The following is a 15,918-nucleotide window of genomic DNA, read 5'->3' as shown; positions in this document are numbered from 1 at the left end:
CTAGGGTGAGCCGGGATGGCCACTCCAGAAAAGACAATCGACAGCCCGCCCTCCCTGCTGCACAGATGGGCGCGCGCCGCGGGCAGCGCAGTCGCCGCCGCGGTGCTGTGGCCGCGCCTCCAGCTGGCCCTGAAGGCGGGGCTGGCGGCGGGTATCGCCTTCGCGATCGCCCCCTTCATGCCGGGCTCCGCGGCAGAATATCCGTACTACGCCCCGCTTGGCGCCTTGGTGGCCATGTACGAGAACGTGGCCGGTTCCATGCGCCAGGGCGTACAGACGCTCGTCGGCCTGGCGATCGGCGTGGGTCTTGCGTTCATGCTGTTCAGCCTCGGCTCGCCGTCTCCCTGGACTGTCGCAGTGGTCATGGGCCTGGGCGTTATTCTTGCCGGCCTGCCCAAGATTGGTTCGGGCCGGGACTGGATCCCGACGGCGGCGCTCCTAGTCCTGCTGGTCGGCGGCCATAATCCGGACACGTTCTCCTTCGGGTACCTCTTCCAGATGGGCGTCGGCGTCACGGTGGGCATCATCGTGAACCTGCTGGTGTTCCCGCCGCTGCACTTCCGGGCCGCGGCCCTGAGTATCGCCGAACTGCGCCAGGCACTCGCCCAGCAGCTCTGGGACATGGGCAAGGCCCTCAAGGAAAGCTGGCCGCCGGAACATCAGGACTGGTCCCGCCGTTCGGAGGCGCTCGCAGCGCACGCACGCTCCGTGCGCTTCGCCGTCGAGAAGGCCGATGCGAGCCGGCGGGCCAATCCCCGCCGCCACCTGCACCCGCGCGACATGGAGCTCGACTACCGGAACCTGCGGGACCTCGAACGGCTGACCTTCCACGTCCAGGACGTGACCCAGGTGCTCTCGGACGTGATCTGGGCCGAGGACACCCCCTTCGTTGTCCCCGACGCGTACGCGGCGCCCCTCGGGGACGCCATGGCTTCCGTCGGCGACGTGCTGCGTGCCCTGGAGGAGGAACAGCAGGACCGCCAGGCCGAGCTGGCCCGCTCCGCCGACGCGGAAATCAGCGAGCTGACCGCCCGGCTTGCCACCGAACAGCACAGCAAGGACGCCCCGAGCGCGGTGGAATCCATCCTCGTGAGCCTCCACCGCATGCTGCGGGTGGCCACCCCCGGCCGGCCGGAGGCACAACAGGCCAACACGTCCGCAGGCTGAATTGTCCGGCCCTGCTACGGCAACGCCGTAACCGACCCGGTGAAGTGCCGGCGCCCGGACAGCGGGTTCCACGCCACATAGTCGGAGCGCTGCCAGGCGCCGCCGTCGGCCTGTACCGTGCTGATGTCCAGCGCCACACGGGCCGGCAGGAACACGGGGGCTTCGAACGCCACGTCCCAGCGGAACGAGTCCCCCCGGACGGCGCCGACGTCGGCCAGCGCCCGCGACGCCAGGTACATGCCGTGGGCAAGGGAACGGCGCATGCCCAGTGCCTTAGCGGTGAGCACGCTGAGGTGGATGGGGTTGAAGTCGCCGGACACAGCGGCGTAGGCGCGCCCCGTGTCCACGCCCAGCTGCCACAGGGCCGTGGGATCCGGCACAGCGAACGGCGGCGGCGTCACGGGCACCGAGGGCTTGTCGATCCCGGGCAGGAACACCCCCTTGGCCAGGTAGGTCGAGACCCCGCGCCAGCGGACTTCTTCTTGCCCGACGGCGGCTTGCCCGGCGGCACGGACCTCGGCCACGACATCGAGCTGCGTGCCGGCCCGGTGCCCGCGCAGGTTCTCCACCCGGGCCCGAATATCGAGGGCCTGAGTGAACAGGACCGGCGCGGACTGCACCACCTTGTTGCTCAGGTGGATCATGCCCAGCAAGGGCAATGGAAAATCATCCCGGTTCATCACGCTCATGGCCAGTGGAAACGCCAGGGCATGGATAAAGCCGGCCGGTAGAACATCGCTCGCACTCTCGCCGATCAGGTGCTGGTAGGCCGTCAGGTTCGCGACGCCGGCCTTCACGCTACGCACCTCGTGGGTGTAGTCCGGCAGTTCGGTGCCGCCGTGGGTGCCCAGGACCCGGCGCCGTGCCGCCGCGGCCGCGGCGTTGACATAGAGCTTGGACAGCGCCGGCATCTCGCCCAAGATGACGGTCTGTGAACCGCTCACGCGCCCACCAGGTTCTGCCCGCAGACGCGCAGCACCTCGCCGGAAATCCCGCCCGCGGCGTCGCTGGCCAGGAACGCGATGGCCTCGGCGACGTCGCCCGGCTGGCCGCCCTGTTGCAACGAATTGAGCCGGCGCGCCACTTCGCGGGTGGCGAAGGGGATCCTGGCGGTCATCTCCGTTTCGATGAAGCCCGGAGCGACGGCGTTGATGGACCCGCCGCGCTCGCCGATCAGCGGCGCCGTGGCACGGACCATGCCGATCACGCCGGCCTTGGACGCGGCATAGTTGGTTTGGCCGCGGTTTCCGGCGATGCCGCTGGTGGAGGCCACGGACACGATCCGGGGCGAGTCGCGGAACTGCTCCGAGGCCAGCAGGGCCTCATTGATCCGCAGTTGCGCGGCGATGTTGACGGCGATCACGGAGTTCCAGCGGCCCGCGTCCATGTTGGCCAGGAGCTTGTCACGGGTGATCCCGGCGTTGTGGATCACGATGTCCAGCCGGCCGTGCCGAGCCGCGGCGTGGTCGATAATCCGTTGGCCGGCATCGATGCGGCTGATGTCCAGCTGCAGGGCCGTCCCGTGGACCTCGTTGGCCACCTCCGCCAGGTGGTCTCCGGCCGCCGGGATGTCGACGAGGATGAGGGTGGCACCGTCGCGGTACAGGGTGCGGGCGATCGCAGCCCCGATTCCCCGGGCGGCGCCGGTCACCACGGCCACCTTGCCGGCCAGCGGCTTCTCGACGTCCTCGGGAAGCTGACCGGCGCCGGAGCTGACGGTCAGGAACTGCCCGTCCACGAACGCCGAGCGGCCCGACAGGAAGAACCTCAACGCCCCCAGTGTTCCGGGGCTGGTGGTCCGGGCGCCGTCCGCGAGCACGATGCCGTTGCCCGTGGCGCCGGCCCGGAGTTCCTTCGCCAGTGACCGCAGGAGGCCGTCCACGCCCTGCCGGGCCGCTGCCGCTGCCGGCTCCGTCGCGGAGTCTGCCGTGCGGGACATGGTGATGACGCGGCCGTTCGGGGCGAGATCGCGCAGCGAGGTGGCGGCGCTGAGGACCGGTTTTTCGAGGTCGCCGGGGTGGGCCAGTTCGTCCAGCACCAGGATGATGGCGCCCAGCTTCTCCTTGGGTATCGCGTGGCGGCGGACGTCGAGGTTCCAGGCCAGGAGTGTGGCGGCGAGCTCGTCCGCGCCTCCGGTTGATCCCTGGACCAGGACCGGTCCGTCGATGAGGGGGCGGCCGGGCTGGTACCGCCGGAGGGCCACCGGCTGCGGGAGGCCGAGTCGCTTGGCAATGTCCCTGCCGAGTCCGTGGCTGACGAACTGGGTGTACTTGTCGCTCATCCGATTCCCCTTACAGTGCTTCAAGAATTGCGACGACGCCCTGGCCGCCGGCGGCGCAAATGGACACAAGCCCGCGGGCCGGGCGCCCGTTGACCTGGCCTTGGGTGTGCAGCATTTTGGCCAGCGACGCCACGATTCGGCCGCCCGTGGCAGCAAACGGGTGTCCGGCGGCAAGAGAAGAGCCGTTGACGTTCAGTTTGGTGGGATCGATGCTGCCGAAGGCGCCGTCCAGGCCAAGGCGGGTGCGGCCGAATTCCTCGTCCTCCCAAGCGGCTAGGGTGCTCAGCACCGTGCCGGCGAAGGCCTCGTGGATCTCGAAGAAGTCGAAGTCGGCGAGGGTGAGATTGTGGCGTGCGAGCAGCCGGGGCACCGCGAATGCCGGCGCCATGAGCAGCCCGTCCTTGCCGTGGACAAAGTCGACGGCGGCCGCCTCGCCGTCTACGACCGTGGCGAGCTTGGGGAGGTCGTGGGCGTCGGCCCATTCCTCGGACGCGAGCAGCACGGTGGAGGCGCCATCGGTCAGCGGGGTGGAGTTGCCGGCCGTCATGGTCGCTTCCGCGCCCAGGTTCTTGCCGAAGACGGGCTTGAGCGTGGCCAGTTTCTCCAGGCTCGTATCGGCTCGCAGGTTGGAGTCGCGGCTCAGTCCCCGGTAGGGGGTCAGGAGGTCGTCGAAGAAGCCGGCGTCGTAGGCCGCGGCAAGATTGCGGTGGCTGTTGAAGGCGAGCTCATCCTGGGCCTCGCGGGTGATCTTCCACTGCGCGGTGGTCAGCGCCTGGTGCTCGCCCATGGACAGTCCGGTGCGCGGCTCCCCCGTGTTCGGTGCATCGGGGGCGAGATCCTTGGGCCGGAGCCGGCTGAGGACCTGCAGCTTCCGGGACACCGTCTTGGCGCGGTTGAGGTCAAGGAGCACCTCGCGGAGTCCCTCGCTGACGGCGATGGGGGCGTCAGAGGCGGAGTCGACGCCGGCTGCGATCGCCGAATCGATCTGGCCCAGCTTGATTTTGTTCGCCAGGCCGAGCACCGTTTCGAGGCCGGTGGCGCAGGCCTGCTGGAGGTCGTACGCCGGGGTCTCGGCAGAGAGGGCCGAGCCCAGCACGGCCTCCCGGGTGAGGTTGAAGTCGCGGGAGTGCTTGAGGACGGCCCCGGCCGCGACTTCCCCGATTCGCTCGTCCTGAAGGCCGAAGCGGGCGATCAGTCCGTCCAGGGCGGCGGTGAGCATGTCCTGGTTGGAGGACTTGGTGTACGCGCCGCCGGTCCGGGCGAAGGGGATGCGGTTGCCGCCCACGACCACGGCCTTGCGGAGTTGCGTCGAGGTTGCGCCGACGGCCAGCGTCTTACCTGCGGCCGCTCCTGCAGCGGATGTTGCGGCGGTTGATGCGGCTGCTGGTTGGGGGCGGGGCACTGACGGTCCGTTGACGGACATGGGCTGTCTCCTTCGATCAAAGCGATTACCGATACCCAGCGTACCTGATACGCTGGGTATCGTGAACATCCCCAACGACACCTCGCCCGCCGGGCAGGCCGCCGTCGACGGCCGGGCCTCCCGCTGGCAGTCCCACCGCGAGGAACGGCGGCGGGAGCTCATCAAGTCGGCCCGGAGGGCGGTGCACGCCCTTGGCAGTGACGCGTCGATGGAGGACATTGCCGCGGCCGCGGGAACCTCAAAGTCCGTTTTCTACCGCTATTTTGGCGACAAGGCCGGACTCCAGCAGGCCGTGGGCGAAGTGGTCCTGAGCCAGATGCAGCGGCGCATCCAGGAGGCGGCCCAGGGCGCCCAGACGCCGCGCGAAGGCCTGTTCGCCATGGTGTCCGCGTACCTGCAGATGGCCGAGACCAGCCCGAATGTTTACACCTTTGTCACGCGCCACGCCCCCGGCGACGCGGATACCGCCAGCCCGTCCATCTCCACGGCCGGCGCGTTGAGCCATTTCTTCGCCGCCATCAGCGACATGATTGCCCGGCCCATGCGCAGCCATCTGGGCGGCGGCCAGGACAAGGAAGCCGTGATCGGCTACTGGCCCAATGCCGCGATCGGCCTGGTGCGGAACGCCGGAGAACAGTGGCTCGCCAGCCCGCCGGGACCCGCCAAGCCGGACCAGGAAGCCATGGCGCGGCAGATCACGGACTGGCTCTGCTTCGGAATCGCCCGCGAACTGCAGTCACCGGCAGCCTCGTCACCGGCGGATCCGCCGGGCCAGGGCACGCCGTAGCAGCGGCACCCGGGCCCACGCCTACGAACTGAATTGTCAGCACTAGAGATTGTCAGAACCACAGAAGGAAACGACATGACTGAACTAGCCGACCGCACCCCCGGCACCGCACCTCGCCGCACCACGACGCCGGCAGCGACCAAAACAGGCGGGCGTTCCGGCGCCCAACCGGGCTCCGCTGAGGCGCCCGCCGTCGACGTCGCGGCCCTTGGCGAACAACTGCTCGGCAAGTGGGCCGATATCCGGCTGAAGTCCAGGGGCCTCGCCGGCCGCCCGGAACTGCACAAGATCGAGGGCCTGACCCACACCGAGCACCGCCAACGCGCGTTTGGACAGCTCAGGATCCTGGTGGACAACGGCGCTGTACACCGCGCATTCCCGCAGTCCGTGGGCGGCTCGGATGATCACGGCGGGAACGTGGCCGGGTTCCAGGAGCTGGTCATCGCCGACCCGTCGCTGCAGATCAAGGCCGGCGTCCAGTGGGGACTGTTTGGCTCCGCGGTGAACCACCTCGGCACCGCCGAACACCACCAGAAGTGGCTGCCCGGCATCATGAGCCTGGACATCCCGGGCTGCTTCGCCATGACCGAGACCGGGCACGGTTCGGATGTGGCCAGCATTGCCACCACCGCCACCTACGACCCCGCGTCCGGGGAGTTCGTGGTCCACACCCCGTTCCGGGCCGCGTGGAAAGACTACATCGGCAACGCCGCCACCGATGGCCTGGCCGCCGTGGTGTTCGCCCAGCTGGTGACCAAGGGCGTCAGCCACGGTGTGCACGCGTTCTACATGGACCTCCGGGACCCCGAGACCAAGGATTTCCTGCCGGGCATCGGCGGCGAGGACGACGGCGTCAAGGGCGGCCTGAACGGCATTGACAACGGCCGGCTCCACTTCACGAACGTCCGGATCCCCCGCACGAACCTCCTGAACCGCTACGGCGACGTCGACCCTGAGGGCAACTACACCTCCCCCATCGCCAGTCCGGGCCGCCGCTTCTTCACCATGCTCGGCACGCTGGTCCAGGGCCGGGTCTCCCTCGACGGCGCCGCCGTGACGGCGTCGAAACTGGCCCTGAAAACCGCCATCCAGTACGCCACCGAACGCCGGCAGTTCAATGCCTCCTCCCAGACCGATGAAGAAGTCCTGCTGGACTACCAGCGGCACCAGCGCCGGCTCTTCACCCGGCTGGCCACCACGTACGCCGCGAGCTTCGCCAGCGAGCAGCTGCTGCAGAAATTCGACGACGTCTTCTCCGGCCGTCACGACACCGACCAGGACCGGCAGGACCTGGAGACCCTGGCAGCGGCACTCAAGCCGCTCAGCACCTGGCACGCACTCGATACCCTGCAGGAATGCCGCGAGGCCTGCGGCGGCGCCGGATTCCTGATCGAGAACCGTTTCGCCTCGCTCCGCGCCGACCTGGACGTGTACGCCACTTTCGAAGGCGACAACACGGTCCTGCTGCAGCTGGTCGCCAAGCGCCTTCTGGCCGACTACGCCAAGGAATTCCGCACCGTGAACTTCGGCGTGCTGGCCCGCTACGTCGTGGGCCAGGCCACCGGTGTCGCGATCCACCGCACCGGACTGCGCGGCGTCGCCCAGTTCGTGGCTGACTCCGGATCAGTGCAGAAAGCGGCCCTGGCGATCAAGGACGAGGCAAGCCAGCGGACCCTGCTGACGGACCGCGTCCAGACCATGGTCGCGGAGGTGGCCACGGCCCTCAAGGGCGCGAACAGGCTCCCGCAGCAGCAGGGCGCCGCCTTGTTCAACGCGCACCAGCACGAACTCATCGAAGCCGCCCAGGCCCATGCGGAGTTGCTGCAGTGGGAGGCCTTTACGGAGGCCCTCGGGAAAGTGACAGACCCGGGCACGCACAAGGTCCTGACGTGGCTGCGTGATCTCTTCGGCCTGTCCCTCATCGAGAAGAACCTGTCCTGGTACCTCATGAACGGCCGGCTGTCGATGCAGCGCGGACGCACCGTGGGCGAATACATCAACCGCCTGCTCGTGAAGATCCGCCCGCACGCCGTTGACCTGGTGGACGCCTTCGGTTACGGGCCGGAGCACCTCCGCGCGGAGATCTCCACCGGCGCGGAGAAGGCGCGCCAGGACGAGGCCCGGGATTATTTCCGGAAGCAGCGCGCCAGCGGCCAGGCACCCCTGGATGAAAGGATCCTGCTCGCCCGCGCGGCCCACGACACAAAAACCCACGGCACAAAAGCCGGCGGCACAAAAGCCGGCGGCACAAAAGCCGGCGGCGCCTGACCCAGCCGGAGCATGACGACGGCGCCGCCCCTTCAGCCGGGGCGGCGCCGTTGTACTGCTGTTTGGACGCTGGTCAGGAGTCCTTGTTGAGCACCGAGCGGTAAACCTCGAGCGTGGTCTCCGTGATGGATTCCCAGGAGAAGTGCTCCTCGGCCCTGCGCCGGCCGGCTACACCCATGGCGCGCGCCCGGGCGGGATCGGACACCACTTCGGTCAGGGCGGCGGCGAAGTCGGTGACGAATTTCTCCGGATCCAGCGGCGTGCCCGTGCCGTCGGTGACCTGCTCCAGCTCGACGAGCAGCCCGGTCACGCCGTGCTCGACGACTTCCGGAATACCGCCGGTGGCGCTGGCCACCACGGCGGCGCCGCAGGCCATCGCCTCAAGGTTCACGATGCCCAGCGGCTCGTAGATGGACGGGCAGGCGAACGCCGTTGCGTGGCTGAGGACCTGGATGAGTTCGTTGCGGGGAAGCATTCGTTCCACCACGATCACACCGCTGCGCTGGCTCTGCAGCTCCTCGATGAGGCGGGCGGTCTCGGCGGCCAGTTCCGGCGTGTCCGCAGCGCCGAGGCACAGCACCAGCTGGATATTGGCCGGCAGCTTGGCGGCGGCACGGAGCAGGTACGGAACGCCCTTCTGCCGCGTGTTGCGCCCGACAAACACGACACTCGGCAGCGACGGGTCCATGCCGAGGGCCCGGACGACGTCGTCGCCCTCGTCCCGGTTCCACAAACTGACGTCAATGCCGTTGTGGACCACCTTGACCTTGGCCGGGTCAACGTCGGGATAGCTGCGCAGGATGTCCTGGCGCATGCCTTCCGAGACGGCGATGATGGCGGCAGCGGCCTCGTAGGCGGTCTTTTCTACCCAGGAGGAGACCGCGTAACCGCCACCGAGCTGCTCGGCCTTCCACGGGCGCAGCGGCTCCAGGCTGTGGGCGCTGAGCACATGCGGGATGCCGTGGAGCAGCGACGCAATGTGTCCGGCCATGTTGGCATACCAGGTGTGGGAGTGGACCAGGTCCGCGCCGGCTATGTCCGGAACGATCCTCAGGTCCACCCCGAGGGTCTGGATGGCCGCGTTTGCTGAGCCCAGGTCTTCGGGCACGGAATACGACGTGACGGTCGCTCCGTGATACCCGGGCTCGCGGGGCGCGCCGAAGGCACGCACCTGAAGGTCCACGCGTTGGGCCAGCACCCTGCTGAGCTCGGCCACGTGGACCCCGGCGCCGCCGTAGATTTCCGGCGGGAATTCTTTGGTCACAATATCTATTCGCACATGCACCAAGGTAGTCGTTACGGTGGAACTGATCTAGTGTGAAGACGTTCGGGCATGCCGGACTGTATTGGGGAGTAACGAAGGCGTTCAGGAGCGATCACCATGCCGCATCAAAAGAGAGTTTTGGCAATTGTCCTCGCAGGTGGCGAGGGAAACCGGCTCATGCCGTTGACGGCGGACCGGGCCAAGCCTGGTGTCCCGTTTGCCGGAAGCTACCGGCTAATTGACTTTGCCCTTTCAAATCTTGTGAATTCCCGCTATCTGCAAATTGTGGTGTTGACGCAATACAAGTCCCACAGCCTTGACCGGCACATTTCCGAGACGTGGCGCATGTCCACCCAGTTGGGGAACTATGTGGCCTCGGTTCCGGCCCAGCAGCGAGTCGGCAAGAGCTGGTTCCTGGGCAGCGCCAACGCCATCTATCAGTCCCTGAACCTTATTCATGACGCCAACCCCGACATCGTGGTCGTGGTCGGCGCAGACCACGTCTACCGGATGGACTTCTCCCAGATGGTGGCGCAGCACGTCGCCAGCGGGGCCAAAGCCACAGTCGCCGCCGTCCGCCAGCCGCTGCACATGGCGGACCAGTTCGGCGTGATCGAAACGGACGCGGACAACCCGGAGAAAATTGCTGCGTTCGTCGAGAAACCATCCTCGACTCCTGGCCTCGCGGCGGACCCCAGCCAGTTCCTGGCCTCTATGGGCAACTATGTGTTCGACGCCGACGCCCTTATCGAAGCACTCCACGTTGACGCCGAGCGCCTCGACACCAAGCACGACATGGGCGGGGACATCATTCCCTACTTCGTGAACCAGGGCGAGGCCGGCGTGTACGACTTCACCCTCAATGACATTCCCGGTTCCACCGAACGGGACCGCACCTACTGGCGCGACGTCGGCACCATCGATTCGTTCTACGACGCCCACATGGACCTGATCTCCCCCGTTCCGGTCTTCAACCTCTACAACTCCGCGTGGCCGATCTACACCCGCCAGACCATCTCACCGCCGGCCAAGTTTGTCCGCGGCAAGTCCAACACAGTGGGCACGGCACTGGATTCCATCGTGGCCAGCGGCGTCGTCGTCTCCGGCGGCATCGTGGAGGGCTCCGTGCTCTCCAACGACGTCTACGTCGGCACCTCGAGCCGGGTCCTGGACTCGGTTCTGATGGACAAGGTCAATGTCGGCGAAGGCGCCGTCATCAAACGCGCCATCATCGACAAGAACGTCAAGGTTCCGGCCGGGGCCGCGATCGGACTCGACCCCGAACTGGACCGCGCCCGCGGGTTCAAGGTCACCGACTCCGGAATCACGGTCCTGTCCAAGGGTCAGTTGGTCCCGGATCCCAGCGATGCGGAACGGGCGCTCTCCGCGGCCAACCTGCGCCTGGTGCCGGACGCTGTCCGCACGGCGACGGAAAACTGGCCCGAAATGCGGGAGTCCGTGGACAAGGTTGCCGACGTGCAGGCCGCCGCGGTCGGCGCGGACGCACCGGCCAAGCAATCCCCCACGGCATAGGCAGGCGGGGGCCCGGCACCGCCGTCAGGCCGGGCTCCCCGCACCCTGTAAAATTGGGGCAATGAGCTCCCCCGATCTGTCCTCCGACCTTCCCTCCGCCCAGCCTGGCAGTGTCGTGGCGGGCCCCGCCGGGCTGACGCCGGAGGAAATCCAGGCCTGCCTGAAGGTCCTGGACACGATCCACGCCTATGACGAGGAACACCCGGACTACGTTTCCGTGCGCCGCGCCACCGGGAAGATGTTCAAGGCCGTCAAGCGCCACCGGCGGGTCAGCAAACGGGATGAGATCGCCGAAGCGGACCGCGCCGTGATCGCCCAGACGGCGACGGCGGCCCCCGACAGGATCGACGACGAGACGCGCGGCAACAAGCTCGCCACGTCTGCGACCGGGGAGATCGCCGGCCATCTCATCAGGTCCCGGCCGTGCTACATCTGCAAGCAGCACTACACACAGGTGGATGCCTTCTATCACCAGCTCTGTCCCGAGTGTGCCATGTTCAGCCACAGCAAGCGCGACGCCCGCACCGATCTGACGGGCCGCAGGGCCCTCCTGACCGGCGGCCGGGCAAAGATCGGCATGTACATCGCGCTCCGGCTCCTCCGGGACGGCGCTCACACCACCATCACCACCCGGTTCCCCAAGGACGCCGCCCGCCGCTTCGCTGCCATGGAGGACAGCGCTGACTGGCTGCACCGGCTCCGGATCGTGGGCATCGACCTTCGCGACCCGTCCCAGGTGATGGCCTTGACGGATTCCCTCGATGCCGCAGGACCGCTGGACATCATCATCAACAACGCAGCCCAGACGGTGCGGCGCTCCGGCAACGCCTACAAGCCCCTCGTCGACGCCGAGGACGAGCCGCTTCCCGCCGCCCTCCAGGCTGCCAACGGGGGCCCGGAGCTGGTCACGTTTGGCCACGCCCACGACAAGCACCCTCTTGCCCTCGCCAGCAGCGTGCTCGACAATCCCGTACTGGCCGGGGACGCAATCACTTCCCTGGCCCTGTCCACGGGTTCCGCGTCGCTGGAGCGCATTGCCTCCGGCACCGCGATCGACGCCGGCGGGCTGGTCCCGGACCTCGCTACGATCAACAGCTGGACCCAGGTGCTGGACGAAGTGGACCCGCTGGAGATGCTCGAAGTGCAGCTGTGCAACGTGACGGCTCCGTTCCTGCTGGTCAGCCGGGTGCGCGGCGCCATGAAGCGCTCCACCGCGCGGCGGAAGTACATCGTCAATGTCAGTGCCATGGAAGGCCAGTTCTCCCGCGCGTACAAGGGCCCCGGGCACCCGCACACGAACATGGCCAAGGCTGCGCTGAACATGATGACGCGTACCAGTGCGCAGGAAATGCTCGACGCCGACGGCATCCTCATGACGGCCGTGGACACCGGCTGGATCACGGACGAGCGGCCGCACTACACCAAAGTCCGCCTCATGGAAGAGGGCTTCCACGCGCCCCTGGACCTGGTTGACGGCGCCGCCCGCGTGTATGACCCCATCGTGATGGGCGAGTCAGGCGAGGACCAGTACGGCGTCTTCCTAAAGGATTACAAGCCCAGTCCGTGGTGACCGGTGTAACGTGGCTCCACATGGAGACAACCACGCCGTCGCCGGATTACTCGCTGACCATGGACCAGTGCTGGACGCTGCTCGATGCCGAGGTCGTAGGGCGCGTAGCGCTGATCGTGGACAGCCATCCGGAGATCTTTCCGGTGAATTTCGTGCTGGAGCGGCGGGCGATTGTCTTCCGCACCTCCGGTGGCACGAAACTGTGGGGCGCCATCACGGGCAAACCGGTGGCATTCGAGATCGACGGCTACGACGCCCACGAGGAGACGGCTTGGAGCGTGATGGCGCGCGGCGAAGCAGAACTGATCGAGAACCAGGCGGACAAGGACGCGGCGGACGCCCTGCTCCTGGAACCGTGGCAACCCGGCGCCAAGCCGTATTACGTTCGGGTGGCTCCCAAAGCGCTGACCGGACGGCGTTTCAAGGTCAACAGGCCCGATGTGTGGACCACCCGCCTCTCGGACCAGCGCCGCGCCACATTCGAGTAGCACGGGTTCGGATCACTCCCGGCAGGGATTCGGGCGTCAGTCGCTTTCTGGCGAGTGCACGACCAGTACCGGGCAATGCGCATGTGCCACACAGGCTGAGCTGACCGATCCCAGAAGCAGGCCGCCGAACCCGCCGTGGCCACGGCGGCCCACCACGAGCATGTCGGCGGACTTGCTTTCCTCGATGAGCATGTGGCGGGGATGTCCCTGGATGAGGCGGCCCTCGACGTTGTACGGTGTGTCCGGGCCGAACGCCTTCGCTACCGCCTCGGCGAGGATTTCGCCGGCCCGGACGTCGAAGTCGTCGATGCCGACGGCGACATAGCCGTCGTACACCTGCGGAGAGTCCCAGCACCCCAGCGCGACCACCTTGGCGGACAGGGGCACCGCAAGGGCCTGCGCATGCCGTAACGCCGATACCGAAGCGTCCGAGCCGTCAACTCCCACCACGATCGTACGGACGTCCATGACTTCGTTCATCGGTGACCTTTGTCCTCGTTCGGGCCGAGCTTCCTGCGCCAGATGGCGACGCTCCCATGATTTCCTCCCGCCCGCCCGCCGCCTAGGGCCAAAAGACTTGCAATCACACCAGCCCGCGCGTGCCCGAAAGCATTCAGTGCGGCAGGCGGCCCGGTGGGCATTATGACCCTTGTCTGCGGCGCCGCCGTGCAGAAGAATGGCAAAGGCTGGGGTCTATCAACGAACCACAGAATCGAGCGGCCTCGGAAGCGGCCGGACGGGAGAACCATGATTGCCTGGTCAGACGCAGGTCTCGCTGCACCTGATGGCGCGCAGGCGGTGATCCGCGTCTTCATCCTTGATGACCACGAACTCGTCAGGCGTGGGCTGCAGGAACTCCTCGAAGGCGAGGGATTCGTTGTGGTCGGCAGTTCCGGATCCGCGGTGGAGGCGACCCGGCGCATTCCCGCACTGCACCCCGATGTCTGTGTGCTGGACGCCCGCCTGCCGGACGGGACCGGCATTGAGGTCTGCCGGGACGTGCGGTCGGTGGACCCGTCACTGAACTGCATCATCCTGACGAGCTTCGACGACGAACAGGCCCTGCGCGGCGCCGTCCTGGCCGGAGCGCGGGGATATGTGCTGAAGGAGATCGGCGGCACGGACCTGATCGGCGCGCTGCGGCGGGCGGCAACGGGCGAGACCCTCTTCGAGGAAGACGTCGCCGCCGGCATTGTGGACAGTCTGGTGGAGGCCGAGGAAGTTGACCCGCGCACCTCATCCCTCACGCCCCAGGAACGCAAGGTATTGGAGCTGGTGGGCGGCGGACTGACCAATCGGCAGATTGCCGCCGAAATGTTCCTGGCGGAAAAGACCGTCAAGAACTATGTATCGTCGCTGCTGGCCAAGCTGGGCTTCGAACGACGTACCCAGGCCGCTGTCTTTATCGCCAGCCCGGCCTTTCCGGTGGCCTCCGGTGCGGGCGCCAGCGAAGGAACCCGGCCGCACAGCGTCCGGTAGCCACACCGTCCGGTAGCCTCCGTGCGCGACGGTCCGCGCGACGGCTAGCGGAGCCCGGCTAAAGGCGCCCGGCTAAAGGGGCACGGACCATTCCAGGCTGGTACCGGCGTCGGGCGCGCTCGTGATGGTGCATTCGCCGTCGAGCATGCGTGCCCGGTCCTCGAGATTGCTAAGCCCGTTGCGTATTCCGGGTTGGGCGAATCCGGCGCCGTTGTCGCTGATCACCACCGTCACCCGGCTCTTGACAACCGCCACCGAGACCGAGATGGTATCCGCCCCGGAGTGCCGGATGGCGTTGCTGAGCCCTTCGGAAACCACAGCCACGACGTTGTCGGCCTTGTCCGGTGTCACGGCATCCACGGGTCCTGTGATGGTCAGGCGCGGCGCGAAGGGCATGGACTTCGCCGAACTTCGCGTGACGCGACGGATCCGGCCGCTCAGCAATTCGGTGTCGCCAATGTTGCTCTTCAGTGAGTAGATGGTGTCGCGCAGGCTGCGGATCGCCTCGTCTAGTTCGCCTGTGATGATGCGGATGCGCTCCCGCGCAAGCTCGTCCTTGGTGAACCGGGTCAGGCTCTGCACGCTCAGCCCGGCGGCGAACAGCCGCTGGATGACAAGGTCGTGCAGGTCCCGGGCGATCCTGTCGCGGTCCGTGAAGACCAGGAGCTCTTCGCGCAGCCGGTGCACCCGCGACAGCTCCAAGGAGAGGGCCACGTGGGATCCGAAGACGGCCCCCATCTCGACGTCCGTCCGGGCGTAGCGGACCGAATCCTTGTTCCGGGCCAGCAGCAGGAGGCCATGGTGGGCGCCCTGGGTGCTCAGGGCCACTGCCAGCAGCGGACCGGTGACGCCGGCGTCGGCTTCCCCGAGCACTTCCGACGCGTCGTCGAACAGCACCGGCTCGCCGCCTTCGAGGACGGCATCCAGGAGCCCTGATTCCAGGTGCAAAGACCTTCCCGAAAACGCCGCGCCCCGCTCGCCGGCAACGCCGATCACCACATGGGCCACGCCGTTGGCGGCGGGCGCAACCAGCAGGGCGAGATCGGACGCGGACTCCTGGAGCGCACGGCCGGCGATGGGATCCAGGCCGCCCGAGGTGTAGTCGCGGTCCGTGCTCAGCATCAGCCCGGAGACGTCCATGCAGGACTCCAGCCAGCGGGCCCTGCGGCGGGCATCGTCATAGAGCCGGGCATTCTCAATAGCGACGCCGGCGGCAGCCGCCAAGGCGACGGCCAGGGCCTCGTCCTCGGCGCTAAAGTCGTCCCCGCCTTCTTTTTCCGTGAGGTAGAGGTTCCCGAACACGACCTCCCGGACGCGGACCGGGACCCCCAGGAAGGACTGCATGGGAGGGTGATTCGCGGGGAACCCGTAGGCTTCAGGATGCCGGCTCAGATCATGAAGCCGGACCGGCCGGGGGTCCGTAATCAGGAGGCCGAGCACGCCGTGGCCGGTCGGCAGCGGACCGATCTGCCGCGCCAGTTGGCCATCGATGCCGACCGTGATGAAGTGGCTTAGGGCTTGGTCATCACCGATGACGCCCAGGGCGCCAAAGCGTGCATGCAACAATCGGCACGCCGATTCGACCACGCGTTCCAAGACGGCGTCCAGGCTCAGGTCCTCGGCCAGGGCGACGACCGCTTCCAGCAGGCCCGCCATGC

13 protein-coding genes are annotated in these 15,918 nt (G+C 67.5%); 7 read left to right on the top strand and 6 right to left on the bottom strand.

Features of this window, described 5'->3' with window-relative positions:
• Positions 1 to 15: 15 nt before the first annotated feature.
• The gene (locus BLS42_RS05845; RefSeq protein ID WP_256336277.1) at positions 16 to 1,167 is read left to right on the top strand and encodes an FUSC family protein; all 1,152 of its coding nucleotides are present in this window, start codon (positions 16 to 18) and stop codon (positions 1,165 to 1,167) included.
• Positions 1,168 to 1,181: 14 nt separating this feature from the next.
• Here BLS42_RS05845 and BLS42_RS05840 read toward each other — a convergent pair whose 3' ends face one another.
• The 3 genes from BLS42_RS05840 to BLS42_RS05830 are packed head-to-tail and all read right to left on the bottom strand — an operon-like array spanning position 1,182 to position 4,871.
• Complete coding sequence (locus tag BLS42_RS05840; RefSeq protein WP_371129517.1) at positions 1,182 to 2,078, bottom strand: MaoC family dehydratase; 897 nt, start codon at positions 2,076 to 2,078, stop codon at positions 1,182 to 1,184.
• A 29-nt stretch (positions 2,079 to 2,107) separates the two neighbouring features.
• Complete coding sequence (locus tag BLS42_RS05835) at positions 2,108 to 3,448, bottom strand: 3-oxoacyl-ACP reductase (RefSeq protein ID WP_090577875.1); 1,341 nt, start codon at positions 3,446 to 3,448, stop codon at positions 2,108 to 2,110.
• 10 nt (positions 3,449 to 3,458) lie between these two features.
• Entirely contained in the window at positions 3,459 to 4,871 is a 1,413-nt protein-coding gene (locus BLS42_RS05830) for an acetyl-CoA C-acetyltransferase (protein WP_090577872.1), read from the bottom strand.
• 61 nt (positions 4,872 to 4,932) lie between these two features.
• On the opposite strand from BLS42_RS05830, the gene BLS42_RS05825 reads away from it, so the two are divergent.
• Both BLS42_RS05825 and BLS42_RS05820 read left to right on the top strand, forming a co-directional pair.
• Positions 4,933 to 5,658 carry a TetR/AcrR family transcriptional regulator gene (locus BLS42_RS05825; RefSeq protein ID WP_090577869.1) on the top strand — a complete coding sequence of 242 codons (726 nt, stop codon included), beginning with the start codon at positions 4,933 to 4,935 and terminating at the stop codon, positions 5,656 to 5,658.
• 75 nt (positions 5,659 to 5,733) lie between these two features.
• A complete protein-coding gene (locus tag BLS42_RS05820; RefSeq protein ID WP_090577866.1) occupies positions 5,734 to 7,926 on the top strand; it encodes an acyl-CoA dehydrogenase family protein in 2,193 nt (730 codons plus the stop codon).
• A gap of 73 nt (positions 7,927 to 7,999) precedes the next feature.
• Here BLS42_RS05820 and glgA read toward each other — a convergent pair whose 3' ends face one another.
• Complete coding sequence (gene glgA / locus BLS42_RS05815; RefSeq protein ID WP_090577863.1) at positions 8,000 to 9,205, bottom strand: glycogen synthase; 1,206 nt, start codon at positions 9,203 to 9,205, stop codon at positions 8,000 to 8,002.
• Between the two features lie 102 nt (positions 9,206 to 9,307).
• Here glgA and glgC point away from each other — a divergent pair, with 102 nt between their 5' ends.
• From glgC to BLS42_RS05800, 3 genes are all read left to right on the top strand, one after another.
• Entirely contained in the window at positions 9,308 to 10,723 is a 1,416-nt protein-coding gene (glgC, locus tag BLS42_RS05810; protein WP_090577860.1) for a glucose-1-phosphate adenylyltransferase, read from the top strand.
• A gap of 61 nt (positions 10,724 to 10,784) precedes the next feature.
• A complete protein-coding gene (locus BLS42_RS05805; protein ID WP_256336276.1) occupies positions 10,785 to 12,293 on the top strand; it encodes an SDR family NAD(P)-dependent oxidoreductase in 1,509 nt (502 codons plus the stop codon).
• A 20-nt stretch (positions 12,294 to 12,313) separates the two neighbouring features.
• Positions 12,314 to 12,781, top strand: coding sequence for a pyridoxamine 5'-phosphate oxidase family protein (locus BLS42_RS05800; RefSeq protein ID WP_090577998.1), 468 nt, complete (start codon positions 12,314 to 12,316; stop codon positions 12,779 to 12,781).
• A gap of 36 nt (positions 12,782 to 12,817) precedes the next feature.
• Here BLS42_RS05800 and BLS42_RS05795 read toward each other — a convergent pair whose 3' ends face one another.
• Positions 12,818 to 13,261, bottom strand: a complete 444-nt coding sequence (locus tag BLS42_RS05795; RefSeq protein WP_090577857.1) for a universal stress protein — start codon at positions 13,259 to 13,261, stop codon at positions 12,818 to 12,820.
• A gap of 267 nt (positions 13,262 to 13,528) precedes the next feature.
• On the opposite strand from BLS42_RS05795, the gene BLS42_RS05790 reads away from it, so the two are divergent.
• Positions 13,529 to 14,260 carry a response regulator gene (locus BLS42_RS05790; RefSeq protein ID WP_090577854.1) on the top strand — a complete coding sequence of 244 codons (732 nt, stop codon included), beginning with the start codon at positions 13,529 to 13,531 and terminating at the stop codon, positions 14,258 to 14,260.
• A 72-nt stretch (positions 14,261 to 14,332) separates the two neighbouring features.
• On the opposite strand, the gene BLS42_RS05785 is transcribed toward BLS42_RS05790, so the two are convergent.
• Positions 14,333 to 15,916, bottom strand: a complete 1,584-nt coding sequence (locus BLS42_RS05785) for a GAF domain-containing sensor histidine kinase (protein ID WP_371129516.1) — start codon at positions 15,914 to 15,916, stop codon at positions 14,333 to 14,335.
• Between the last annotated feature and the right edge of the window lie 2 nt (positions 15,917 to 15,918).

Source organism: Arthrobacter sp. ov407 (genome assembly GCF_900102895.1).
In the GTDB taxonomy this organism is placed as follows: domain Bacteria; phylum Actinomycetota; class Actinomycetes; order Actinomycetales; family Micrococcaceae; genus Arthrobacter.
The sequence above is the reverse complement of the archived record's forward strand: the minus strand, read 5'-3'. Positions and strand labels throughout refer to the sequence as shown.